At 64.2% G+C, this 23298-nt stretch carries 21 protein-coding genes; 9 read left to right on the top strand and 12 right to left on the bottom strand.

Features of this window, described 5'->3' with window-relative positions:
• Positions 1-41: 41 nt before the first annotated feature.
• The gene (locus XB14_RS16075) at positions 42-1235 is read right to left on the bottom strand and encodes a DNA recombination protein RmuC (protein WP_077962560.1); all 1194 of its coding nucleotides are present in this window, start codon (positions 1233-1235) and stop codon (positions 42-44) included.
• A 151-nt stretch (positions 1236-1386) separates the two neighbouring features.
• On the opposite strand from XB14_RS16075, the gene def reads away from it, so the two are divergent.
• The 3 genes from def (at position 1387) to truA (ending at position 3763) form a co-directional block, all read left to right on the top strand.
• Entirely contained in the window at positions 1387-1911 is a 525-nt protein-coding gene (gene def, locus XB14_RS16070) for a peptide deformylase (RefSeq protein ID WP_077962951.1), read from the top strand.
• A gap of 173 nt (positions 1912-2084) precedes the next feature.
• Complete coding sequence (gene fmt, locus XB14_RS16065) at positions 2085-3020, top strand: methionyl-tRNA formyltransferase (RefSeq protein ID WP_077962559.1); 936 nt, start codon at positions 2085-2087, stop codon at positions 3018-3020.
• On the top strand, positions 3020-3763 hold the full coding sequence (gene truA, locus XB14_RS16060; protein WP_077962558.1) for a tRNA pseudouridine(38-40) synthase TruA: 744 nt from the start codon (positions 3020-3022) through the stop codon (positions 3761-3763). Before fmt ends, truA begins: the two co-directional genes overlap by 1 nt.
• A gap of 21 nt (positions 3764-3784) precedes the next feature.
• Here the strand turns inward: truA and XB14_RS16055 are convergent, their stop codons facing one another.
• From XB14_RS16055 to XB14_RS16035, 5 genes are all read right to left on the bottom strand, one after another.
• Positions 3785-4381 (bottom strand): hypothetical protein, encoded by a 597-nt coding sequence (locus tag XB14_RS16055; RefSeq protein WP_077962557.1) that lies wholly within the window; start codon positions 4379-4381, stop codon positions 3785-3787.
• Positions 4368-5561, bottom strand: coding sequence for a succinyl-diaminopimelate desuccinylase (gene dapE / locus XB14_RS16050; RefSeq protein ID WP_077962556.1), 1194 nt, complete (start codon positions 5559-5561; stop codon positions 4368-4370). The genes XB14_RS16055 and dapE overlap by 14 nt, the downstream gene beginning before the upstream one ends.
• Positions 5562-5785: 224 nt before the next feature.
• Positions 5786-8971 (bottom strand): efflux RND transporter permease subunit, encoded by a 3186-nt coding sequence (locus XB14_RS16045; RefSeq protein WP_077962555.1) that lies wholly within the window; start codon positions 8969-8971, stop codon positions 5786-5788.
• A 130-nt stretch (positions 8972-9101) separates the two neighbouring features.
• Positions 9102-10304 (bottom strand): efflux RND transporter periplasmic adaptor subunit, encoded by a 1203-nt coding sequence (locus tag XB14_RS16040; RefSeq protein ID WP_077962554.1) that lies wholly within the window; start codon positions 10302-10304, stop codon positions 9102-9104.
• A 79-nt stretch (positions 10305-10383) separates the two neighbouring features.
• The gene (locus tag XB14_RS16035) at positions 10384-11208 is read right to left on the bottom strand and encodes an alpha/beta hydrolase fold domain-containing protein (protein WP_077962553.1); all 825 of its coding nucleotides are present in this window, start codon (positions 11206-11208) and stop codon (positions 10384-10386) included.
• Positions 11209-11348: 140 nt separating this feature from the next.
• On the opposite strand from XB14_RS16035, the gene XB14_RS16030 reads away from it, so the two are divergent.
• Positions 11349-12260 (top strand): LysR family transcriptional regulator, encoded by a 912-nt coding sequence (locus XB14_RS16030; protein ID WP_077962552.1) that lies wholly within the window; start codon positions 11349-11351, stop codon positions 12258-12260.
• Between the two features lie 124 nt (positions 12261-12384).
• Here XB14_RS16030 and XB14_RS16025 read toward each other — a convergent pair whose 3' ends face one another.
• From XB14_RS16025 to dapD, 3 genes are all read right to left on the bottom strand, one after another.
• Positions 12385-14313 carry a DEAD/DEAH box helicase gene (locus XB14_RS16025; protein ID WP_077962551.1) on the bottom strand — a complete coding sequence of 643 codons (1929 nt, stop codon included), beginning with the start codon at positions 14311-14313 and terminating at the stop codon, positions 12385-12387.
• 138 nt (positions 14314-14451) lie between these two features.
• A complete protein-coding gene (locus XB14_RS16020) occupies positions 14452-14835 on the bottom strand; it encodes a DUF805 domain-containing protein (protein WP_077962550.1) in 384 nt (127 codons plus the stop codon).
• Between the two features lie 5 nt (positions 14836-14840).
• Positions 14841-15698 carry a 2,3,4,5-tetrahydropyridine-2,6-dicarboxylate N-succinyltransferase gene (gene dapD, locus XB14_RS16015; RefSeq protein ID WP_077962549.1) on the bottom strand — a complete coding sequence of 286 codons (858 nt, stop codon included), beginning with the start codon at positions 15696-15698 and terminating at the stop codon, positions 14841-14843.
• A 365-nt stretch (positions 15699-16063) separates the two neighbouring features.
• Between dapD and XB14_RS16010 the strand changes: the two genes are divergently transcribed.
• Entirely contained in the window at positions 16064-16963 is a 900-nt protein-coding gene (locus XB14_RS16010; protein WP_077962548.1) for an LOG family protein, read from the top strand.
• Between the two features lie 101 nt (positions 16964-17064).
• Here XB14_RS16010 and XB14_RS16005 read toward each other — a convergent pair whose 3' ends face one another.
• Positions 17065-17586 (bottom strand): EF-hand domain-containing protein, encoded by a 522-nt coding sequence (locus tag XB14_RS16005; RefSeq protein ID WP_179119600.1) that lies wholly within the window; start codon positions 17584-17586, stop codon positions 17065-17067.
• Between the two features lie 169 nt (positions 17587-17755).
• Positions 17756-18469 carry a pyrimidine 5'-nucleotidase gene (locus XB14_RS16000; protein ID WP_077962546.1) on the bottom strand — a complete coding sequence of 238 codons (714 nt, stop codon included), beginning with the start codon at positions 18467-18469 and terminating at the stop codon, positions 17756-17758.
• A 156-nt stretch (positions 18470-18625) separates the two neighbouring features.
• Here XB14_RS16000 and XB14_RS15995 point away from each other — a divergent pair, with 156 nt between their 5' ends.
• From XB14_RS15995 to XB14_RS15980, 4 genes are all read left to right on the top strand, one after another.
• Positions 18626-19417 carry a sterol desaturase family protein gene (locus tag XB14_RS15995; protein ID WP_077962545.1) on the top strand — a complete coding sequence of 264 codons (792 nt, stop codon included), beginning with the start codon at positions 18626-18628 and terminating at the stop codon, positions 19415-19417.
• A gap of 58 nt (positions 19418-19475) precedes the next feature.
• Positions 19476-20390 (top strand): DMT family transporter, encoded by a 915-nt coding sequence (locus tag XB14_RS15990; protein ID WP_077962544.1) that lies wholly within the window; start codon positions 19476-19478, stop codon positions 20388-20390.
• Positions 20391-20465: 75 nt separating this feature from the next.
• Positions 20466-21545 carry a bifunctional transcriptional activator/DNA repair enzyme AdaA gene (locus XB14_RS15985; protein WP_077962543.1) on the top strand — a complete coding sequence of 360 codons (1080 nt, stop codon included), beginning with the start codon at positions 20466-20468 and terminating at the stop codon, positions 21543-21545.
• Positions 21542-22309, top strand: a complete 768-nt coding sequence (locus XB14_RS15980) for an isocitrate lyase/PEP mutase family protein (protein ID WP_077962542.1) — start codon at positions 21542-21544, stop codon at positions 22307-22309. Before XB14_RS15985 ends, XB14_RS15980 begins: the two co-directional genes overlap by 4 nt.
• A gap of 86 nt (positions 22310-22395) precedes the next feature.
• Here the strand turns inward: XB14_RS15980 and argB are convergent, their stop codons facing one another.
• Positions 22396-23283, bottom strand: coding sequence for an acetylglutamate kinase (gene argB / locus XB14_RS15975; protein WP_034797321.1), 888 nt, complete (start codon positions 23281-23283; stop codon positions 22396-22398).
• Positions 23284-23298: the final 15 nt, after the last annotated feature.

The raw sequence follows: 23298 nt of genomic DNA, 5'->3' as shown, positions 1-23298 counted from the left end.
CTGTCGGCTTTGCGAATTGGGCCGGAGAGTGCCCGACAGCCTCAGTCCTCGTCAACCACCCGCAGGCGCAATTGCCCGACGCGGTTGTCGACCGCAGCACGCTGATCACCCGCGTCCCGGGGGACACCCTCGGCCTCGAGTTCGAGCGCCTCGATCTTGGCACCGCGGCGGGTGAGCTTGCTGGAGGAAACGAGGATATCCTCGACATCCTTCTGGCTCATGGCGAAATGGCCCTGAAGCTTGCGTACGCGCTCGTCAAGACGGCCGAGGTCCTCCATCAGCCTGATGACTTCGCCCTGGATCAGATGCGCCTGCTCGCGCATGCGCGCATCCTTGAGGATCGCCTGGATCACCTGGATCGATAGGAGCAACAGCGACGGCGAGACGATGACGATCCGCTGGCGGTGCGCCTTTTGAACGATCGCTTCGAAATGCTCGTGGATCTCCGCGAAGATCGATTCCGACGGCACGAAGAGGAAGGCGGTGTCCTGCGTTTCGCCTGGTATCAGATACTTGCTGGCGATATCGCGCACATGCGTTTCCATGTCGCGGCGGAAGAGCTGTGCGATCTGTAGCCGGCGTTCCGGGCTCGGCGCGTCACGCATCGCGTTCCAGGCTTCGAGCGGAAACTTGGCATCGATGACCAGCGGCGGCTGGCCGTTCGGCATGCGGATGGTGCAGTCGGGCCGCGCGCCGTTCGACAGCGTCGCCTGGAACTCGAAGGCGCCCATCGGCAAACCGTCGGCGATGATCGCCTCCATGCGCGACTGGCCGAAAGCACCGCGCGTCTGCTTGTTGGAAAGAATCGCCTGAAGCCCGGCCATGTCCTTGGCAAGCGCCTGAATGTTGTTCTGGGCGGTGTCGATGACCGCGAGGCGCTCCTGCAGCCGCCTAAGGTTCTCGTGCGTCGCCTTGGTCTGTTCGGTGATCGAGGCGCCGATGCGGTGGGTCATGCCGTCGATGCGCTGGCTGAGTGTCTGGTTGAGCTCCGCCTGCCGCGCCCCGAACACCTCGGCCATGGCCGCGACCCGCCCTTGCATCTCTGTCTGGGCGGCCAGCAGCATCGCCATCTGTTCCTGCCGCTCGTCGTCGCGGGTATCGCGCCGGCGGGAAAATGCCATCAGAAGAGCAACCACGACCACAAGGCCGGCGGCAATCACGAGGTGGCCCAGCGTGATCGGCAAGGTGCCGACGAAAAACAACGGCTGGGCAAAGGGTAGAGGCGCAGGTTCCATGCGCCAAACCTAACAGATTCTCTCGCGAAGTGTAGATCAAAACAAGAACATTCGGCCGATGCAGTTAACGCGGGCCGCTGCAGCAAGGGCTGCTGCGGGTGGCAAGGCAATTTCCTTGCACGCCGACGGAAAGATCGGCTATGGGAGCAACATGACGATCAAGCCGCTTATCATCCTTCCCGATCCTGTGCTTCGCCAGGTTTCCACGCCGATCGAAACCATCGACGCGGACGTCCGCCGTCTGGCCGACGACATGCTCGAAACCATGTACGATGCGCCCGGTATCGGCCTTGCCGCGATCCAGATCGGCGTCGCCAGGCGCATGCTGGTGCTCGACGTTTCGAAGGAGGGCGACGAGAAGTCGCCGCTCGTCTTCATCAATCCCGAGATCGTCTCGTCTTCCGACACCTATTCGGTTTACGAGGAAGGCTGCCTGTCGATCCCGGATTATTATGCCGAGGTCGAGCGCCCGGCGACCATCACCGTCAAGCACCTTGACCGCGACGGCAAGGAACAGACGATCGAGGCCGATGGCCTGCTCGCGACCTGCCTGCAGCACGAGATCGATCACCTGAACGGCGTTCTGTTCATCGATCACATCTCCAAGCTCAAGCGCGATATGGTGATCCGCAAGTTCACCAAGGCCGCCAAGACGCGCGGCGCCAAGGCGATCTGAGCCTTCGATCGTGAGCGATCGCGTAAATCGCGAGCGTTCGATTTGAAGGCGGGACCCATTGAACAAATCCGGGAAAAGCCTGAGACGGCTTTCCCGGAATTGTGCTGTTTCAGAGATTGAGATCATTTCGCCGCTTGCTGCATGAAGTGATCTGAAAGGACGGAGTTACCGCCTTGTCGCTTCGCATCATCTTCATGGGTACACCGGAATTCTCGGTACCGACGCTGGCGGCACTCGCCGAGGCCGGCCATCAGATCGTTGCCGTCTATACCCAGCCGCCAAGGCCGGGCGGCCGCCGTGGGCTCGACCTGCAGAAATCGCCGGTGCATCAGGCAGCCGAACTCCTGGGCATTCCCGTGCTGACGCCTGTCAACTTCAAGGACGAAGCGGATCGCCAGGCCTTCCGGGACTTCGATGCCGATGTCGCCGTCGTCGTCGCCTATGGCCTGCTTCTGCCCGAGGCAATCCTCACCGGCACCAAGCTCGGCTGCTACAACGGCCACGCCTCGCTGTTGCCGCGCTGGCGCGGTGCGGCCCCCATCCAGCGCGCCGTCATGGCCGGCGATCATCAGACCGGCATGATGGTGATGAAGATGGACAAGGGGCTGGACACCGGCCCCGTCGCCCTCACTAAGGCCGTCCAGATCGGCGAGACGATGACGGGGGGCGAATTGCACGATCGCCTGATGCAGGTCGGCGCCACCTTGATGAAGGAAGCGATGGCCAGGCTCGAAGCCGGCGATCTGCCGCTGACCGCGCAGCCCGACGAGGGTGTCGTCTACGCCCAGAAGATCAGCAAGACGGAAACCCGCATCGATTTCGCCCGAAGCGCCCGCGAGGTGCACGACCATATCCGCGGCCTGTCGCCGTTCCCGGGCGCCTGGTTCGAGCTCGAAATCGCCGGCAAGCCGGAACGCATCAAAGTTCTGAACTCGGAACTGGCGACCGGCGCCGGCGAGGTTGGCACGGTTCTCGACGACAATCTGACGATTGCCTGCGGCGAGGGCGCCGTGCGGCTCACGCGCCTGCAGCGCGCGGGCGGCAAGGCGCTTGGTACCGCCGACTTCCTGCGCGGAACGCCGGTTGCGGCCGGCACGAGGGTCGGCTGATGCCGCGGTTCAAACTGACGGTCGAATATGACGGCTCGGATTATGTCGGCTGGCAGCGGCAGGACAACGGCCTTTCGGTGCAAGGGGCAATCGAAAAGGCGATCCTGTCCCTGACCGGCGAGACCGTCTCGATCCGCGGCGCCGGCCGCACCGACTCGGGCGTTCACGCCAGCGGCCAGGTCATGCATGCCGACCTCACGCGTCTGTGGAAGTCCTATACCCTGCGCAATGCGTTGAATGCCCATCTGGGGCTTGCCGGCGAGCGGGTGGCGATCCTCGAGGCCGAGGAAGTGTCGCCGGAATTCGACGCGCGCTTCTCGGCGCTACGCCGGCATTATCTCTACCGCATCATTTCAAGGCCAGCGCCGCTGGCGCTGGAAGCCAGGCGCGCCTGGTGGGTGCCGAAGCCGCTCGATCATGTAGCCATGCATGCAGGTGCCCAGCGCCTCGTCGGCCACCACGATTTCACCACCTTCCGCTCCGCCCATTGCCAGGCGACGAGCCCGGTACGCACGCTCGACCGGCTCGATGTCGCGCTGGTTGCCGGCGTCATCGAAATCCGCGCGACGGCGCAGAGCTTCCTGCACAACCAGATCCGGTCCTTCGCCGGCTCGCTGAAGTTGGTGGGCGAGGGCAAGTGGACGCCGGATGACCTGCAGGCCGCGCTTGAAGCGCGCGACCGCAAGGCCTGTGGTCCGGTGGCGCCGCCCGACGGGCTTTATTTCCTACAAGTGGACTACTGACCGCGAGCCGATCCCGAAGCTCTAGCTCGGGATCAGGCCGAAGAAGCGCTGCAAGAGATCCCCGATCATCATCGACGGCAGCAGGAAGAGCGCCGTCAGCGCCGAGGCAAGCAGTGTCTGGTTGCCGGTCACCATGCGCAGAAGTCGGAAGAGCACCGCTATGCTGATGACGAGCAGCGTCAGCCAGATGAAACTCGTCAGCCCCTGGCTCCCGGGGATGACGACACGGATCGCCGCCGGGACCGCCATGGCGTAGGAGAGCGGCACGGAAAGCCAGTTGGTCGTAACGACGATCGGCACCACCGCTCCGGCAAAGCCGAGAGGGCGCGAGAGAATGGCGATCAGCACCAGCGGCAAAAGCCAGCTGACGAGATCGACGACCAGCAGCTTGAAGATGAGGCCGATGCCGACCGTGGTGCCATCTGGCATGACCGAGAGATAATAGAGCCGCCAGGACGCCCAGGTGACGGCGATCGCCGGCAGGCACCAGAGCATCGACGTGAACGAGCGCCAGAGGCCGCTCTCGCTGAAATCGAGCCAGCGGAAGCCTTCTTCGTTACCCTGCGCCAGGAGCCAGAGCCCCCGGATATAGGCAAGCACCTCGTCAAGCAGCGGCATGGCCGAACCAGCGGGCGATGAAAGTTTCATAGATATCGGTCAGCGTCTCGAGGTCGGCGACGGCGACGCGTTCGTCGACCATGTGCATGGTCTGGCCGACGAGGCCGAACTCGACCACCGGGCAGTAGTCCTTGATGAAGCGGGCATCCGACGTGCCGCCGGTCGTCGACAGCTTCGGCTGGCGCCCGGTGACGGCCTCGACGGCGCCCGAGAGCGAATCGATCAGCGCATTGTTGCGCGTCAGGAACACGTGGCTCGGGCGCTCGGCCCAGACGATCTCGTAGCGGACGGGGACGCGATCCGGGCGCAGGCTGCCGCTTGCTGCCGCGCGGTCGAGCCGCGCAATGATCTCTGCCATCAGGCTTTCCGCCGTCCACGTGTCGTTGAAGCGGATGTTGAAGGCAGCCGTCGCCTTGGCCGGAATGACGTTGACGGCTGCGTTGCCGACGTCGATCGTCGTGACTTCCAGGTTGGAGGGCTGGAAGCTCTCGGTGCCGTTGTCGAAGGGCGGGTCCATCAGCGCCTGGGTTAGTTGCAGGATGCCGCGCACGGGGCTGTCGGCAAGATGCGGATAGGCCGCGTGGCCCTGCACGCCATGGACGGTGATGCGTCCGGACAGCGAACCGCGCCGGCCGATCTTGATCATGTCGCCAAGGCTCTCCGGGTTGGTCGGTTCGCCGACGAGGCAGGCGTCCCAGCGCTCGCCCTTGTCGGCCGCCCATTGCAACAGCTTCGTGGTGCCGTTGATCGCCGGCCCCTCTTCGTCGCCGGTAATCAGGAAGGAGACCGAGCCCTTCGGGGCGCCATGCTTTTCGATGTGGCGGGCGATTGCTGCGACGAAGCAGGCGATGCCGCCTTTCATGTCGACGGCGCCGCGGCCGTACATTTCGCCGCCGGCAATGTCGGCCGAGAACGGTCCATGGCTCCAGGCAGCCTCGTCGCCAACGGGCACGACATCGGTGTGGCCGGCGAACATCAGGTGCGGGCCTTCGGTTCCGAGCCGCGCATAGAGGTTCTCGATATCAGGCGTGCCGATCTCTTTCGCCACCACGCGGTCGACCGCGAAGCCGAGCGGCTTCAGCATGGCTTCGAGTGCCATAAGTGCTCCGCCTTCGGCCGGGGTGACCGAGGGGCAACGGATGAGGGTGGCGAGATTGGCGATCGGATCGGTGGGGGTCATCTAACGCTATGCCGTCTGCATGGCCACGGGGGCCTTGGGAATGGAGGCTGCTGGTTTATCCGATCGCCAGCAAACTGTCACGCAGGATGGCGACCTGTCACATGAGATGAGCAACTGGCGCGCGAGATGCATTGCGGCGCCGCGCCTGGGCGGAGGCGCGACGCCGCAGCGTCAGCGGGCCGGGATGGATCCGGCCCGCGTGAAGGCTAAGAGGATGGAGGTTCTTACTCTCCGGGCGCCAGATGCGGCGCCTCGATATGGGCTCCCGCGTGCTTCAGAGGCCGCTCGCCAGCGAGCTTGCGGATCAGCACGTAGAACACCGGCGTCATGAAGATGCCGAAGGCGGTGACGCCGATCATGCCGGCAAATACCGCGATACCCATGGCCGAGCGCATTTCCGCGCCGGCGCCGGTCGACATGACAAGCGGCACCACGCCCATGATGAAGGCCATCGAGGTCATCAGGATCGGGCGCAGCCGCAGCCGGCTTGCCTCGATCGCCGCCTTGACCGGCGTGCTGCCCGACAGTTCCAGTTCGCGGGCGAACTCGACGATCAGGATGGCGTTCTTCGCCGATAGCCCGACCAGGACGATCAGACCGATCTGAGTGAAGACATTGTTGTCGCCTCCGGTCAGCCAGACACCGACCAGCGCCGCCATGATGCCCATCGGCACGATCATGATGATCGCGATCGGCAGCGTCAGGCTCTCATACTGGGCCGCCAGCACGAGATAGACGAGCAGCAGCGCCAGTGGGAAGACCAGAATGCCCGAGTTGCCGGCGAGGATCTGCTGGTAGGTCAGGTCCGTCCATTCGTAGCCGATGCCTGGCGGCAGGGTTTCAGCGGCGATGCGTTCGATCGCTTCCTGCGCCTGGCCGGACGAGAAGCCCGGTGCCGGGCCGCCGTTGATGTCGGCCGACAGGAAGCCGTTGTAGCGGATCGCCCGTTCGGCGCCGACCGTCTGTTCCACCTTCAGAAGCGCCGACAGCGGGATCATTTCGCCGGACTGCGAACGCACCTTCAGCTTGCCGATATCGTCGGCATGGCTGCGGTAGTTGGCATCCGCCTGAACGCGCACGCTGTAGGTACGGCCGAAGGCGTTGAAGTCGTTGACGTAGAGCGAGCCCAGGTAAATCTGGAGAGTCTCGAAGACGTCGGTGACGGCAACGCCGAGCTGGCGTGCTTTCACACGGTCAAGGTCGGCATAGAGCTGCGGCACGTTGATCTGGTAGCTCGAATAGAGCCCCGCCAATTCCGGCGTCTGGTAGGCCTTGGCGAGGAAGGCCTTGGCCGCCTCGTCGAGCGCCTGGTAGCCGAGGCCGTTCTTGTCCTCGAGCTGCAGCTTGAAGCCACCGGTCGTGCCGAGGCCCTGGACGGGCGGCGGCGGGAACATGGCGATGAAGGCATCCTGGATGACGCCGAATTCCTGGTTGAGCTGCATGGCGATCGCGCCGCCGGACAGTTCGGGCGTCTTGCGTTCCTCGAAGGGTTTGAGGGCGACGAAGACGATGCCGGAGTTCGACGAGTTGGTGAAGCCGTTGATCGACAGGCCCGGGAAAGCGATGGCGTTTTCGACGCCCGGGTGCTTGAGCGCGATCTCGCTCATGCGCTTGATCACGTCTTCCGAACGGTCGAGGGTGGCTGCATCCGGAAGCTGGGCGAAGCCGATCAGGTACTGCTTGTCCTGCGCTGGCACGAAGCCGCCGGGCACTGCGCGAAACAGCGTGAAGGTGACGCCGAGAAGCACGACATAGACCACCATGATCAGCGACTTGCGCGTCAGGATGCGGCCGACGCCGCGACCATAGGCTTCCGAGCTTGCGCCGAAGAAACGGTTGAAGCCGCGGAAGAACCAGCCAAAGAGCCTGTCCATCACCCGCGTCAGCCAATCCTTCGGCGCGTGGTGGTCCTTCAAGAGAAGGGCGGCCAGTGCCGGAGAGAGCGTCAGCGAGTTGAGCGCCGAGATGACCGTCGAGATTGCGATCGTCAGCGCGAACTGGCGGTAGAACTGGCCGGTGAGCCCGGTGATGAAGGCGAGCGGCACGAACACGGCGACGAGCACCAGCGCGATCGCGATGATCGGACCGGAGACTTCCTGCATCGCGCGATAGGTCGCCTGGACGGGCGACAGTCCCTGCTCGATGTTGCGTTCGACGTTTTCCACCACGACGATCGCGTCGTCGACGACGATGCCGATCGCCAGCACCAGGCCGAAGAGGCTGAGCGCGTTGATCGAGAAGCCGAAGACGTACATCACCGCGAAGGTGCCGACGATCGAGACCGGAACGGCGACGAGCGGGATGATCGAGGCGCGCCAGGTCTGCAGGAAGATGATGACGACGAGCACGACCAGTGCGATCGCTTCGAGCAGGGTGTCGACGACCGATTCGATCGAGGCGCGCACGAACTGGGTCGTGTCGTAGACGATGCCGTATTCGACGCCATCGGGCATGGTGAGCTTCATCTCGGCCATGGCCTTGCGCACATCGTCGGAGATCTGGATCGCGTTGGAGCCAGGGGCCTGGAAGACCGCCATGCCGACGGCGGGCTTGTTGTCGAGCAGCGAGCGCAACGAATAGTCGGACGCGCCCATTTCGACGCGGGCAACGTCGCCGAGGCGGGTTACTTCGCCCTGAGCGCCGGATTTGACGACGATGTTCTCGAAGTCCTCGGGCGTCTGCAGGCGGCCTTGGGCATTGACGGAAAGCTGCAGGTCGAGGCCCGGGACGGAGGGCGAGGCGCCGATGACGCCGGCCGCCGCCTGGACGTTCTGGCCGCGCACCGCATTGGCGATATCGCTTGCAGCAAGGCCGCGCTCGGCTGCCTTCTGCGGGTCGATCCAGATGCGCATCGAATAGTCGCCGCCGCCGAAGATCTGAACCTGGCCGACGCCTTCGATGCGCGCCAGCCGATCCTTGACGTTCAGCACACCGTAGTTGCGCAGATAGTTGATGTCATACTGGCCGTTTGGCGAAAGCAGGTGCACGACCATCGTCAGGTCGGGCGAGCTCTTGACCGTGGTGATGCCGAGGCGGCGCACCTCCTCGGGCAGGCGCGGCTCGGCCTGCGAGACGCGGTTCTGCACGAGTTGCTGGGCCTGGTCCGGGTCGGTGCCGAGCGCGAAGGTGACGGTCAGCGTCATCAGGCCGTCGGCGGTCGCCTGGCTCTGCATGTAGAGCATGTCCTCGACGCCGTTGATCTGTTCTTCGAGCGGTGTCGCCACCGTCTCGGCAATGACGGCCGGGTTGGCGCCCGGATACTGCGCGCGCACGACGATCTGCGGCGGCACGACTTCGGGATATTCGGAGATCGGCAGACCGGTCATGCCGATCAGGCCGGCCACGAAGATCAGGACCGAAAGGACGCCCGCGAAGACCGGGCGGTCGACGAAGAAGCGTGAGAAGTTCATGGTATCCCCCTTGGGATGTTTTCGGGCAGACCTCGCCGGTGCGCGGCGAAAGCTTCGCCGCGCGGCAAGGCGTCTGCTGAGTGATGCCTAGGCTGGCCGCCTCTTCACAACGAGCAAAGAGGCGCCTGGATTATTTGGCGATCGAGGCGGTCGTTTCCTCGACCTGCTGCGGCGCCACGACGACGCCGGGGCGAACCCGCTGCAGGCCGTTGACGACAATGTTCTCGCCCGAAGCCAGACCGCTTTCGACGATCCGCAGACCATCGGAATTCGGTCCGAGTTTCACCTGGCGGTACTCGACCTTGTTGTCGGTGCCGACGACGAAGACGAACTTCTTGTCCTGGTCGGAGCCGATGGCGCGGTCGCTGATCACGAGCTTTTCCTCAGGATCCGGTTCACCGATGCGGATGCGCACGAACTGGCCGGGGATCAGCTTGCCGTCGGCGTTTTCAAGCGCTGCGCGCACTCGGATGGTGCCGGTTGCCGCATCCACCTCGTTGTTGATGAGCTGGATATGGCCGGAGATCGGCGTGCCTTCGTCGGCGGCGGTGCCGACCTGGACCGGAATGCGCTCGATCGCGCTGCCGCCGGCGGACGCCGCGAGCCTTGCGAGTGCGGTTGTGACCACCTCTTCGCTGGCGTTGAAGCTCGCATAGATCGGATCGACCGAGACGAGCGTCGTCAGAACCGGCGAGGCGGAACCGGCGGCAACCAGGTTGCCGGCGGTGACGTCGAGCCGGCCGACGCGACCGGAAATCGGGGCGCGCACCTCGGTATATTGCAGGTCGAGTTCGGCCGTACGCAGTGCCGCCTTGGCCGAGCGGACTTCGGCTTGCGCCTCGTCATAGGCGCTGGAACGCTGGTCCACGCTGCTCTGCGGCACGGCGCTGGTGGTCACCAGCTTGCGGCCGCGCTCGAGTTCGATCTTGGCGAGCGAAACACGCGCTTCCGCTGCCTCGACCTGGGCCTTTGCCCGCTCGACGGCGGCGGCATAGGGCTCGGGATCGATCGTCACCAGCAGGTCGCCTTGGCTGACGAGCGCGCCTTCGCGGTAATGCGCCTTGAGGATGGCGCCGCCGACACGCGGGCGAACCTCGACGCGCTCGATCGCTTCGAGACGGCCGGAGAATTCTTCCCAGGTGGTGATGCGCTTGGACTGCGCCCGTGCCACCGAAACCGGCACGGCCGGCGGAGGGGCGGCCGCCGCATCGGTCGCGGCATCGGCCTCGAAGTGCTGCGGCAGGCCGAACATGACGGCGGCACCGCCGCCGACAGACAAAAGGATACTCAGGCCGGCGCCCCAGAGGGCCCGGCGGGTCACTGTCGATGTCATTTTTCTCTCCTTGCCGGTTGGGAGCCGGCGCTTTGCGTTCGATGCCAGATCGGGGGAATGCGCCTCTGAGCGACCCCGTCTAACGCACCGTCATTTCCGCCGGCTTTGCCCCCGCCTTCTGAAAGAAGCGGGCGAAGATGCCGGTAATTTCCTTCTGCTGCGCCGACCAGCCTTCGCCGGAACCCGCGTTCTGCGGCAACCACCCGGCGCGTCCCGGCAGAACGTGGGACTCCACCGCCACGCCCGCCTTGCGCAGGCGCTCGGCATAGGCTTCAGCCTCGTCGCGCATCGGACATTCCTCGCTGGTCACGATCAGCGAAGGCACGAGGCCGGCGAGCCGCGTACAGTGGGCCGGCGCGGCGTAAGGGTGGGTGAAGCCACCGCTCTGGCCGAGATAACGTTGCCAGCCGTCGGCGATCGATTGCGCCGAGGACTGCGGGCAGTATTGCCGAAACGATTCCGTTGCCAGGCACGGGTCGAGCATCGGCGACAGCAGGATCTGGCCCTTGAGATCGGTCAGATACTGGTCCCGCGCCATCAGCGCGGCACCGGCGGCGACATTGCCGCCAGCCTCTTCGCCGGCCACGAACAGCGACGACTTCTTGTGCGCGAACTGCGGGCAGCGCGAGCGCATCGACGACAGCATGGCATAGGCGACATCGAGGGCCGCGGGAAAGGGATTGAGGCAGGCCGCGGAATATTCCGGAGAGATCACCACCGCTCCGGCAGCCGCAAGCGCCTCGGCGACACGCTCGCCGGCGGCGATCGTTCCGCCGACGAAGGAGCCGCCATGCAGGTGCAACACGATCGGCGGCGGATTGAGCAGGGCTTCGCCGCGGTAGACGCGTGCCGTGCACGAGCCTTGGCCCGTCTGCATCGTCTCCACTTTGAACTGTTCGCCCATCTCTCTTGCCTTCGGCCCGAGCTAAACCCACATGTGGCGACAACACGCCACGATAGGAGAATAGCATTGTCTTCTGTCTGGAATAGTCTTTTCAATCTGTCTACACTATTCGTATTCTCGAACAATTACGGCTCTTGAAAATGGACCAGCTCACGGCCATGCGCGCGTTCCTCCGGGTCGTCGAAACCGGAAATTTCACCCGCGCTTCCGCTTCGCTGAATATGCCGAAGGCAACGCTCACCAATCTCATCCAGGGATTGGAGGCACATTTGCGCACGAAGCTTTTGAACCGAACCACCCGCCGCGTGCTGGTGACGCCCGATGGCGCGCTTTATTACGAACGTGCCGCCCGCCTTTTGACCGACCTCGACGAACTCGACGGCAGCCTTTCCAGCGCCCAGACCTTGCCGAAGGGACGGCTCAGGGTGGAGATGGCAAGTGCGATCGCCAACCTGATCGTGATCCCGGCGCTGCCGGAGTTTCACACGCGCTATCCCGACATCCAGATAGATCTCGGGGTTTCGGACAGGACCGTCGACTACGTGGCCGAGAACGTCGATTGCGCCATTCGCGTCGGTGCGCTCACCGACCAGTCGCTGATTGCGCGCCGCATCACCGAAATGAGCTTCGTCGCCGTCGCGGCACCCGAATACCTCTCGCGCCACGCGGTCCCGCAGCACCCTTCGGATCTCTCGAAGAACTGCTACGTCGTCGGCTATTTCCGGCCGCAGACCGGGCAGCAGATGCCGTTCTACTTCAAGCGCGGCAACGAGGAAATCGAGGTGAACGGCCGCTATACGGTGGCGGCGAATGAATCCACCACCTACCTCGCCGCGGCGCGCGCCGGCCTCGGCGTCATCCAGGCGCCGCGCTTCATGGTGCGCGACGATCTCGTGACCGGCGCCATGCGGCCGGTGCTCGAGGATTGGGAGGTCGAGCCCATGCCGATCTATCTGGTCTATCCGCCGAACCGGCACCTGAGCAGCCGTCTGCGCGTCTTCGCCGACTGGGTGGTCAAGGTCGTCGCCCAATCGCAACTCGACGCCGCCTGAACACCGCGCTGCGGCCCGCGATGCCGTGCGTAACCCGCATTGTGCCGGTCCCAAGATGCAAAAAAAACGCCGCGATCGGATCGCGGCGTCTGTTGATTTGGCTGTGCTTTTGCCGTTGCCAGGCTCAGCCCTGGCGATTTTTGGCATTGCCCTTCGGCTTGCCCTTCTTCTTGTTGCTCCAGGGCTTTTCGGCGCCCTTGGCCGGCGGCCGGTCCTCGGTGTGGGCCGGCCCTTCGGAATAACCGGGCTTCTTGTCGAACTTGCGCTTCGGCTTGAAGTCGCCGCGGTCGTCACTGCGAGGGGCGTCGTCGGAATAGGGGCGCTTCTTGGCAAAGCCCGGCTTATCCTTGGAGAAGTTCGGCTTGTCCCTGGAGAAGCTCGGCTTTTCCTGCCGCTGCTGCGAGAGATCCGGCGCGCCGGCGAGCGGCTTCACGCGGATGCCCTTTTCCAGCATCTTGTCCTTGCCGATCGCCGACAGGAAGCGTTCGGCGCCATCGGCGGTCATTTCGACGAAGGTCTCTTCCTGCTGCATGCGGATCGCGCCGATGTCGCGCTTGGTCAGCTTGCCGTGGCGGCAGAGCATCGGGATCAGCCAGCGCGGTTCGGCACTCTGCTTGCGGCCGACCGAGAGCGAGAACCAACTGCCGTCGCTGAAATCGGCGCGTTCGGCACCAAAGTCCTCGCGCGGCGCACGGTCATCGCGCGGTGCGCGTTCGTCGCGGCGCGGCTTGGCGCCAACGGCGACCTCGATCAGATCTTCCGGGGCCGACCGGCCAGAGCGGAACTGGCGCACGAAGGCCGCTGCCATCTGCTCGGCGCCGTGGCGCTCGAGAAGTGCTGCCACGATCGCCTGTTCGTCTTCGCGGATGGGCTCGGCAAAGCTCGTATCGGCAAGCAGGCGCTCGTCGTCACGCTGGCTGACCTCGTCGGCCGACGGTGGCCGTGCCCAGGTCGCGGTGATCCGGCCGCCGTCGAGCAGGCGCTCGGCCTTGCGGCGCTGGTTGACAGGCACGATCAGGGCGCTCACGCCCTTCTGGCCGGCGCGTCCGGTGCGGCCGCTGCGGTGCAGCAGCGTCTCGGAGTTGGTCGGCAAATCCGCGTGAATGACCAGTTCCAGGCCCGGCAAGTCGATACCGCGTGCGGCGACGTCGGTGGCGATGCAGACGCGGGCGCGGCCGTCGCGCATGGCCTGCAGCGCGTGGGTGCGTTCGTTCTGGCTGAGTTCGCCGGAAAGCGCCACCACCGAGAAGCCGCGATTGTTGAAACGGGCGGTCAGGTGGTTGACGGCAGCGCGCGTCGAACAGAAGACGATGGCGTTTCTGGCCTCGTAGTACCGCAGTACGTTGATGATTGCGTTCTCGCGATCATTCGGCGCCACAGTCAGCGCACGGTATTCGATGTCGACATGCTGCTTCTGTTCCGAAGCGGTGCTGATGCGCACGGCGTCGCGCTGGTAGCTCTTGGCAAGCGTCGCGATCGACTTCGGCACGGTGGCCGAGAACATCAGCGTGCGGCGGTCATCTGGGGACTCTTCGAGAATGAATTCGAGGTCTTCGCGGAAGCCGAGGTCGAGCATCTCGTCGGCCTCGTCGAGCACGATGGCGCGCAGCGACGAGATGTCGAGCGAGTTGCGGCGGATGTGGTCGCAGAGACGGCCGGGCGTGCCGACGACGATGTGGGCGCCGCGCTCCAACGCGCGCTTCTCGGTGCGCATGTCCATGCCGCCGACACACGACGCGATCGTCGCGCCGGTCTCTCCATAGAGCCATTCGAGCTCGCGCTTGACCTGCAGCGCCAGTTCGCGCGTCGGTGCGATGGCGAGCGCCAGGGGTGCACCGGCGTGTCCGAAGCGGCGTTCGTCGCCAAGCAGCGTCGGCGCCAGCGCCAGGCCGAAGGCGACCGTCTTGCCGGAGCCGGTCTGCGCCGAAACCAGAGCGTCGCGCCCGGCGAGTTCCGGATCGCGCATCGCCTGTTGAACCGGCGTCAATTCGTTGTAACCGCGTTTTGCCAACGCCTCGGCGATCGCAGGCGCGATCCCTTCGAATTCAGTCATATCTTGTCTTTCGGATTTCGGTCGTCGTGCCCGGGACGATCGGATCGTCTCGGCGCCAATTGCCGCGGCCAACACGTCGCGGGCCTGTCATGGCGCGCTTCATACGCGCTCGCGCCGTTCTTGTACAGGGGCGAAGGGTCAGGGGCCGGGTTCGTCGCTGTGCGCGCCGAATTCATTGGGCCCCGGCTCACCCGGCCAGAGGCAAAGGGCGATGAAGACGACCGGGCTCAAGACCGGGATAAACAGGGTGAGGGAAAGTGGGCCGGGATAGCCGATATCGTGCAGGCGCTTGATCGCCAGCATGGCGATGGAAGGCAGCGAGACGAGGCTCGAGACGACGAACGCCAGCGTCCAGATCGCGAGCGCCGTATCGTTGCCCTCGTTGGCGACCATCCGGGCAACCATGAAGCCGCCGATCAGGAACCAGAACAGCCAGGAGAGAAAGAAGGGCAGGCGACCGATGCGACCGGAGGGGCTGAAGAACAGCCAGGTCATGCTCGGCTGCGGCCCCTCCGGTGTCATCGGGATCAGTCCCGAAGCAGTTCGTTGATGCCGGTCTTCGAGCGGGTCTTCTCGTCGACGCGCTTGACGATGACGGCGCAATAAAGGTTCGGCGCCGGCTGGCCGTTGCCCATGGTCGAGCCCGACGGCATCGAGCCGGCGACGACCACGGAGTAGGGCGGAACTTCGCCGTAGGTCACTTCGCCGGTGGCGCGGTCGACGATCTTGGTCGACTTGCCGATGAAGACGCCCATGCCGAGCACCGAGCCTTCGCGCACGATGCAGCCTTCGACGACTTCCGAGCGGGCGCCGATGAAGCAGTTGTCCTCGATGATCGTCGGGCCGGCCTGCATCGGCTCCAGCACGCCGCCGATGCCGACGCCGCCCGAAAGGTGCACGTGCTTGCCGATCTGGGCGCAGGAGCCGACCGTTGCCCAGGTGTCGACCATCGTGCCTTCGCCGACATAGGCGCCGAGGTTGACGAAGGAGGGCATCAGGATGGCGTTGGGGGCGATATAGGCCGAGCGGCGCACGACGCAGTTCGGAACGGCGCGGAAGCCGGCCTTCTCGAACTCGTTGACGCTCCAGCCGTCGAACTTCGACGGCACCTTGTCCCACCAGACCGACTGGCCGGGGCCGCCCTTGACGATTTCCATCGGGTTGAGGCGGAAGGAGAGCAGCACGGCCTTCTTCAGCCACTGATTGACAGTCCACACCCCATCTTCGCCGCGCTGGGCAACGCGGACCTTGCCGCTGTCGAGCAGGTTCAGCGCCGTCTCGACGGCATCGCGCACCGCGCCGCGCGTTCCGGTGTTGACGGAATCGCGGTCTTCAAAGGCGGCTTCGATCGTCTGCGACAGGGAGGCGAGGTCGTGGTTCGTCATCGGAATTCCTTAAAGTTCGGCGGTTATCCTGCGAAAGCTCTACTGCATAAATCCGAAAATCGGAATCGATTTAAGGACAAAATTATGCAGCAGATCTAGCTGCTGCAGCGATCTTGACATGTCCCTCAGGGCGCGGCGCTGCAGATATGATCCTGAAAAGTTGAAGGGCTTTTCAGGTCCCGTGAGTGGCCGGGGCTTGGCAAACTGAGGCGACTGCGGCACTACAGCGCCGCGTACCCGTTCGGGATGCGCAAAGGCCGCCGCGGCGCGTTGGTGCGCTTGCGACCTTCATGACCGAGGATTGAGGATAGGACGCGTCTGGACGAGATGCCGATTGTCCGGAACGCGACGGGAAAGACGACACGATGGCACGTATGAAGAAACGCGCGCTGCGCCGCAAAGATGGGGTCTGGGATCCGCTGGCCGACAGCTCGCAGAGCCGGCAACGCGCACAGACCGTACCGGTCACGCCGCAATCGGCTTCGCCGTCCTATCGCCTCGCCTATATCGACGACGATTTTCTCTGCCGCGAGGAGCTGCGCCCGATCCGGCTGCAGCTCGAACTCTTGAAAACCGAAATGATGCTGGAGGAGCGCGGCATCAATTCCACCGTCGTTATGTTCGGTGGCGCCCGCATTCCCGAGCCCGGCGGCGACGCCTGGGCGGCGAAGAACGAGACGCAGCGCAAGAACCTCGAAGCGGCTTCGGTCTATTACGAGGAGGCGCGCAAGTTTGCCCGGCTCTGCTCCGAGCATTCGGCCAAGCTGCACTACAAGGAATATGTCGTCGTCACCGGCGGCGGCCCGGGCGTGATGGAAGCGGGCAATCGCGGTGCCGACGATGTCGGCGCGCCGTCGATCGGTCTCAACATCGTGCTGCCGCACGAGCAGGCGCCCAATCGCTACGTGACGCCCGAACTGTCGTTCAACTTCCACTACTTCGCCATCCGCAAGATGCATTTCCTCCTGCGCGCCAAGGCCGTCACCGTGTTCCCGGGCGGCTTCGGCACGCTGGACGAATTGTTCGAGACGATGACGCTGATGCAGACCGGGCGTCTGGCGCTGGTTCCGCTCATTCTCTTCGGCGAAAAATTCTGGCGCTCGATCGTCAACTTCGAGGCGCTTGCCGAATTCGGCACGATCGCGCCCAACGATGTCGATCTGGTCCACTTCGTCGAAACGGCCGAGGAAGCCTGGGAGATCATTTCCCGCTTCTACGAAACGGTCGATCCTAAGTCGGTGCCGATGGCGAACGGCCGTCGCTGAACGCCTCCGACAATGCGCATAGCCCCTCGCCGGGGGAGCAAGGGGCTATGGGCCAGAGAGGAGCCTCTCCACCGGGCGGTGGGGAGAGAGAAGAGCTCCCGTCAGATCTTCTTGGTAAAGTCGGCCGCGTCGATGACGCCGTCGCCATTCTTGTCACGCCGCTTGAACATGGCTTCGGCGGCGCTTGAGACCTCGCTGGCGCTCAAGGAGCCGTTGCCGTCGGTATCGACGCGCTTGAAGGCCTTGGGCCTCAGGCCCGGCAGCATCGCCGGGCGGGCTTCCTTCAGCTTGGCAAGGGCGGTCTCACGCTCCGTGCCGGTCTTTGCCTTGGCGTCCTTCCAGGCCTTGCGCGCCTCGCGGAAGGCTTCGCGCTTCACCTTCATCTCTTCGGTGCTGATCTGCCCGTCGCCATTGGTATCGAAGGTCTTGAAATTGTCCGAGATCCGCGCCTGGAACTCTGTGAGCGAAACCTTCTGGTCCTTGTGGGTGTCGAGGCGCTCAATCATGCGCTCGCCGCGCTGCTCCGGCGTCATCTTTTCGCGTGCGGCGAACGAGGGGGAGGTCATTCCGGTGACGGCGACTGAGAGTGCGGCCACGCCGAGGATCAGGGTCTTGTTCGGCATCATGCGTCCTTTCGATCGGTTGTTTCCGATCGCAAGGATAGACGGAGGTGCGGCCGACGCCAGTTAAACTTTCGTAATTTAAGTCATTGGCCGAAAAGGGGTTTTTCGGCGGCCAAATTGTGTCGGAGCGGGTGGGAAGCGGTGTTCGCGGTGTCCGCCCGCGCCCACTCTAGAGATCCGTGAGGAGGCTCCGCAGGAAGCCGGTGAGGTCTTCCGTCACGTAGTCGATCTGCTCGTCGGTGTCGTTCGACTTTTCCCACGATTCCGCAAAGGTGTATTCGAGGTTCTGCGGTACCAGGAGCACCGTCTTCATGCCCAGCGCCTTCGGCACCAGCAGATTGCGCGGCAGGTCCTCGAACATCACGGCATTGCGGGTATCCACCCGGTGCAGGCTCATGAACTTGTCATAGGTCTCGCCCGCCGGCTTCGGCACGAAGTCGGCCGCGACGATGTCGAAGATGTCGTCGAAGTGATCGAGGATGCCGAGCGCCCGGGCCGTCATCTCCGCATGGGCGACACTGCCATTGGTGAAGATGAACTTGCGGCCGGGCAGCGACTTGATGGCCTCGCCGAGCGCCGGGTCGGCAGGAACGATCGAATAATCGATCGCATGCGCCTGCTCGAGAAAATCGTTCGGATCGATACCGTGATGGATCATCAGGCCTTTGAGCGTCGTGCCGTGATCGCGGTAATAGTCCTTCTGCAGCTTCTTGGCGTCGGCCGGATCCAGCGACAAAAGCTTCGCCACATAGGCCGTCATGTTGCGATCGATCTGCGCAAACAGGTTGACGTGGTGTGGGTAGAGCGTGTTGTCGAGGTCGAAGACCCAGTCGGTGACATGGGCGAATTCGGAGCGGGTCGGCAGGCGGTCGAGCTTTTTCATGACCGCCTTATGACATGACGGATCGTGGCAGCAAACGACAAAATAAAGACGAGCGGCGCTCCGCGCAATGCTGACGCATAGATTAGCGCTTTGAGTTATCGGTAGTGCGTGGCATCTTCCGCTCGCGCGGTTTTTGGCTCGGGGATGCGGATGCCAATGTCTGACGAAGTGTTCTATCTGCTGTTTCTGTTCGGATTCTACGCGTTCACCGTCGTTACCTATTTCGTGCTCGGCTACGGCATCACATGGCTCAACGAGCGCAATCCCGAGCGAAAGATCCAGAAGGGACGCGGTACCGACAAGCGTCGCAACGCCGAGATCCGCCAGAGCCTCAAATCGATGTTCAGCGCCTGCCTGCCGCTGACTATCGGTCTTTACGCCCAGCAGAAGGGCTGGGCGCCGGCACCCTGGACGCTCAACTGGTGGAACGCCCTGCCGCTCTTCGTGCTCAGCATGATCCTCTACGATGCCTGGTTCTACTTCATGCACCGGCTGCTGCACACCAAGTGGCTCTATCCGCTGCATAGCCTGCACCATAAAAGCGTCGCGCCGACGATCTGGAGCACCTATTCCGAGGACGTGTTCGACAACTTCCTGCTTCAGAGCTTTTCGGCCGTCGTCGTATTCGTCGTGCCGTTTCCGCCGTTGGTCCTTATCGCCCATCGGCTGTTCGAACATTTCAACGGCATGATCGGGCATTGCGGCTTCGAGTATTTCGCCACCTCCACGGCGCGTTCCCCGTCTCCGCTCTTGTGCACGACATTCCACGACCAGCATCATCAGAGTTTCCGGTACAACTACGCCAACTATTTCTCGTTCTGGGATCGTGTGCTCGGAACGCTCGCCCCGAACTACGATCAGCGGGTAAAGACGTTCGAGGACGAAGCGCCGCGCATTACGATCAGCGAGAGCCGGGAACTCGCAGAGGCGCAGGAAAAAGCGGAATAGGCGCCGGATCTGCCGCTGGTTCTTGGCAATCAACCGGCCCGCGTGCTAGCTCGCAACGATGGAAACCTGGGTTCTCATCACCATCGCCGCGGCCTTCCTTCAGAACGTCCGCTCCGCAATGCAGAAACACTTGAAAGGCGTCATGGGCACGACGGGTGCGACCTTCGTGCGCTTCGGCTTCGGCCTGCCGTTCGCCTTCCTCTATCTGTTTCTGCTCTGGCAGGTGGCGGGCCGCCCGCTTCCGGTGCCGAACGGCACCTTCTTCCTCTGGGCGGTGGTCGGCGGCGTGGCGCAGATCGCCGCGACCTTCCTGCTCGTCCACCTCTTTTCCTTCCGCAATTTCGCCGTCGGTACCGCCTATTCGCGCACCGAGCCGGCGCAGGCAGCCCTCTGCGGTCTGATCTTTCTCGGCGAAAAGGCGAGCCAGGGCACGCTGGTGGCAATCGCCATCTCGGTCGTCGGTGTCATGCTGATCTCGGTGGCGCGCACGACCTTGAGCGCGCGCACGCTGGTGACCTCGGTGTTCTCACGCACCGCCGGCATCGGCCTGCTGTCCGGCACCTTCTTCGGCCTGTCGGCCGTCGCCTATCGTTCGGCCTCGCTGGCGCTGGCGCCGAGCCTGCCCGCACCCGATTATATGATGCAGGCGAGCTATACCCTCGGCTTCGTCATCCTGCTGCAGACCGTGGTCATGCTGATCTGGATCGTGCTTCGCGAGCGCGACGAGCTGCCGCGCATCGCTGCTGCCTGGAAACCGGCTTTTGTCGTCGGCTTCGTCGGCGCGTCTGCCTCCTTCGGCTGGTTCATGGCGATGACCCTGCAGCAGGCGGCCGTCGTCAAGGTCGTCGCCCAGGTGGAAATGCTCTTCACCTTCGCCTCGTCCTTCTTCATCTTCCGCGAATGGATCAACCGGCTGGAGCTTCTGGGCTGCCTGCTGATCGTGCTCGGCGTCGTGATGCTCGTGCTGATCTGAAAAGCCACGCTGCCCTGAAAAATAGACGCCCGAAAACCGGCGTCTTCCGAGCCGTGGCCATGCTAGAACCACGGCATGTTGTTCGATCTTCCCTCCGATGAAACGCTCTACGACGCCTTGATGGCGCGCAGCAGCGAATACGAAGGTTCTGCCTTCGTCTGTGTCAAGACAACAGGCGTCTTCTGTCGCCTGTCGTGCCCGGCCCGCAAGCCGAAGCGGGAAAACACGATCTTCGTCGGCTCGATCGGCACCTGCCTGGAGACGGGGTTCCGCCCCTGCCAGCGCTGCCGGCCGCTCGCCACGTTCGGCGCCAAGGATCCGCTCGTCCAGGAACTGCTGCAGACGCTGGAGGCGGCCCCGGAACGTCGCTGGAGCGAGGACGACCTCGTGCGCCGGGGGCTTGATCCTTCGACCGTCCGTCGCGCCTTCAAGCGCGCGCTCGGCATCACCTTCCTCGATCTCGCGCGCCACCGCCGCCTGGGGCTTGCCGCCCGCCAGCTCGCTGACGGCGGCCGGGTGATCGACGCCCAGCTCGAGGCCGGCTACGAATCGCCGAGCGGTTTTCGCGCGGCCTTCCAGCGGTTGCTCGGTGATGCACCGGCGGCAGCCCAGGGGCGGGCGCTGCTTTTCTCCGACTGGATCGAAACCCCGATCGGGCCGATGGTCGCGGTTGCCGATGCGACGCATCTCTATCTGCTGGAATTCCATGAACGCAAGGCGTTGCCGGCGGAGCTGGAGGCGCTGAAGCGCGCGACGCGCTCGGCCATCGTTCCGGGCAGGACGGCGCCGATCGACCAGATCGAAGGCGAGCTGAAGGCCTATTTCGCAGGCGAGGCGGGCGGGTTCCAAACGCCGCTCGCATCAGGCGGAACGCCGTTCGAGCGCAACGTCTGGGCGAAGCTCGTGAAAATTCCCGCCGGCGGGACGCGTTCCTATGGTGACATTGCCCGCGAGGTCGCTACGATCCAGTCCGCGCGTGCCGTGGCCAAGGCCAATGGGTCCAACCGGATTGCCATCGTCATTCCGTGCCATCGTTGCATCGGTGCCGATGGTTCACTGACGGGTTACGGTGGAGGGCTCTGGCGGAAACAATGGCTGCTCCGGCACGAGGCGAAGATGAAACCAGTCAGCCTGTTCGTGGAGGAAACGCAATGAACCAGAAGGAAAAGGCGCTCGCCTTCGCCGCCCTGCATAAGAAGGGTGACCCGGTGGTGCTCTACAACATCTGGGATGCCGGCAGCGCCAAGGCGGTGGCCGAGGCCGGCGCCAAGGCGCTTGCGACCGGAAGCTGGTCGGTCGCCGCCGCTCACGGCTTCGGCGACGGCGAGAAGGTGCCGCTTGCCTGGCTCGCGGATATCGCCCGGCTGATCGTGGCGAGCACGGATCTGCCCGTCAGCATCGATTTCGAGGGCGCCTATTCCGACGATCCGGCGACCGGTGCCGCCAATGTCTCGCGCATCCTCGATGTCGGCGCCATCGGCATCAATTTCGAGGACCAGGTGGTCGGCAAGGGCGGCGTGCATCCGGTCGACAAGCAGGCCGCCCGCATCCGCGCCATCCGCGAGATGGCCGACCGCCGCGGCATCCCTCTGTTCATCAACGCCCGCACCGATCTCTTCCTGCAGGAGGGTGACGAAACGCGCCATGCTGGCCTCGTCGACGAGGCGATCGCCCGCGGCAAGGCCTATGCCGAAGCGGGCGCAAGCGGCTTCTTCGTGCCGTGGCTGGTGGACGAGGCGCTGATCGCCAAGGTCTGCGCCGCCTCGACCCTGCCCGTCAACATCATGATGCGCCCGGCCGCACCCGACCTGAAGACGCTTGCCCGCGCCGGCGTCTCGCGCGTCAGCTATGGCCCGGGGCCCTACCGCGTGATGATGGAGAAGCTGAAGGCGGCAGCGATGGAGGTTTACAACGGCTGATCGGATTTCGCCCGTTAAAACGAAAAGCGGGAGTGGGCCGAGGCCTTCTCCCGCTTTCTTGTTGGTTGCGAACGAGTTCAGTCCGGTCAGGGCACGATCAGCGTGCCGGCGCCGCGCTCGGTGAAGATTTCGAGCAGCACCGAATGGGCGGTCTTGCCGTTGAGGATGACGACGCCCTGAACGCCCGCCTTGATGGCGTCGATGCAGGTTTCGACCTTCGGGATCATGCCGCCGGAGATCGTGCCGTCGGCGATCAGCGCGCGGGCCTGGGAGACCGAGAGTTCCTTGATCAGGTTGCCCTGCTTGTCGAGAACGCCGGGAACATCCGTCAGGAACAGCAGGCGCGTCGCATTCAGCGCCCCTGCAATCGCGCCGGCAAACGTGTCGGCGTTGATGTTGTAGGTGTGGCCGTCGCGGCCCGGTGCCACCGGTGCGATGACCGGGATCATTTCCGAGCGGGCAAGCAGGTCGATCAGCGTGCGGTCGACTTCGACCACTTCGCCGACGAAGCCGAGATCGAGCACGCGCTCGATGTTGCTGTCCGGATCCTTGACGGTCTTGCGCGCCTTTTCGGCGAAGACCATGTTGCCGTCCTTGCCGCAAAGGCCGATCGCCCATTCGCCGGTCTGGTTGATGAGCGCGACGATCTCCTTGTTGATCGAACCGGCGAGCACCATCTCGACGATCTCGACCGTCTTTTCGTCGGTGACGCGCAGGCCGCCCTCGAACTTCGATTCGATGCCCATCTTCGTCAGCATCGCGCCGATCTGCGGGCCGCCGCCGTGCACGACGATCGGGTTGACGCCCGATTGCTTCAGAAGCGCGATGTCGCTGGCAAAGGCGCGGCCGAGCTCGCTGTTGCCCATGGCGTGGCCGCCATATTTGACGACGATCGTCTTGTTCTCGTAGCGCTGCATGTAGGGCAGGGCCTGGGTGAGCAGGCGTGCCTGGATTTCACTTTCATTGGCGGACATGGCGGACCCTCGAAA

The organism is Ensifer adhaerens, from assembly GCF_002007205.1.
Taxonomy (GTDB): domain Bacteria; phylum Pseudomonadota; class Alphaproteobacteria; order Rhizobiales; family Rhizobiaceae; genus Ensifer; species Ensifer adhaerens_D.
The sequence above is the reverse complement of the archived record's forward strand: the minus strand, read 5'-3'. Positions and strand labels throughout refer to the sequence as shown.

Excerpts from the sequence above, each read along its gene's own strand:
- dapD (WP_077962549.1), bottom strand. The coding sequence starts at position 15,698 with ATGACGAACCACGACCTCGCCTCCCTGTCGCAGACGATCGAAGCCGCC.
- XB14_RS16005 (WP_179119600.1), bottom strand. The coding sequence starts at position 17,586 with ATGCCGAACAAGACCCTGATCCTCGGCGTGGCCGCACTCTCAGTCGCC.
- XB14_RS16010 (WP_077962548.1), top strand. The coding sequence starts at position 16,064 with ATGGCACGTATGAAGAAACGCGCGCTGCGCCGCAAAGATGGGGTCTGG.
- XB14_RS16075 (WP_077962560.1), bottom strand. The coding sequence starts at position 1,235 with ATGGAACCTGCGCCTCTACCCTTTGCCCAGCCGTTGTTTTTCGTCGGC.
- XB14_RS16020 (WP_077962550.1), bottom strand. The coding sequence starts at position 14,835 with ATGACACCGGAGGGGCCGCAGCCGAGCATGACCTGGCTGTTCTTCAGC.
- XB14_RS16055 (WP_077962557.1), bottom strand. The coding sequence starts at position 4,381 with ATGCCGCTGCTTGACGAGGTGCTTGCCTATATCCGGGGGCTCTGGCTC.
- XB14_RS16040 (WP_077962554.1), bottom strand. The coding sequence starts at position 10,304 with ATGACATCGACAGTGACCCGCCGGGCCCTCTGGGGCGCCGGCCTGAGT.
- XB14_RS15985 (WP_077962543.1), top strand. The coding sequence starts at position 20,466 with ATGTTGTTCGATCTTCCCTCCGATGAAACGCTCTACGACGCCTTGATG.
- XB14_RS15995 (WP_077962545.1), top strand. The coding sequence starts at position 18,626 with ATGTCTGACGAAGTGTTCTATCTGCTGTTTCTGTTCGGATTCTACGCG.
- XB14_RS16000 (WP_077962546.1), bottom strand. The coding sequence starts at position 18,469 with ATGAAAAAGCTCGACCGCCTGCCGACCCGCTCCGAATTCGCCCATGTC.
- XB14_RS16045 (WP_077962555.1), bottom strand. The coding sequence starts at position 8,971 with ATGAACTTCTCACGCTTCTTCGTCGACCGCCCGGTCTTCGCGGGCGTC.
- def (WP_077962951.1), top strand. The coding sequence starts at position 1,387 with ATGACGATCAAGCCGCTTATCATCCTTCCCGATCCTGTGCTTCGCCAG.
- XB14_RS16030 (WP_077962552.1), top strand. The coding sequence starts at position 11,349 with ATGGACCAGCTCACGGCCATGCGCGCGTTCCTCCGGGTCGTCGAAACC.
- argB (WP_034797321.1), bottom strand. The coding sequence starts at position 23,283 with ATGTCCGCCAATGAAAGTGAAATCCAGGCACGCCTGCTCACCCAGGCC.
- XB14_RS16025 (WP_077962551.1), bottom strand. The coding sequence starts at position 14,313 with ATGACTGAATTCGAAGGGATCGCGCCTGCGATCGCCGAGGCGTTGGCA.
- dapE (WP_077962556.1), bottom strand. The coding sequence starts at position 5,561 with ATGACCCCCACCGATCCGATCGCCAATCTCGCCACCCTCATCCGTTGC.
- XB14_RS16035 (WP_077962553.1), bottom strand. The coding sequence starts at position 11,208 with ATGGGCGAACAGTTCAAAGTGGAGACGATGCAGACGGGCCAAGGCTCG.
- XB14_RS15990 (WP_077962544.1), top strand. The coding sequence starts at position 19,476 with ATGGAAACCTGGGTTCTCATCACCATCGCCGCGGCCTTCCTTCAGAAC.
- truA (WP_077962558.1), top strand. The coding sequence starts at position 3,020 with ATGCCGCGGTTCAAACTGACGGTCGAATATGACGGCTCGGATTATGTC.
- XB14_RS15980 (WP_077962542.1), top strand. The coding sequence starts at position 21,542 with ATGAACCAGAAGGAAAAGGCGCTCGCCTTCGCCGCCCTGCATAAGAAG.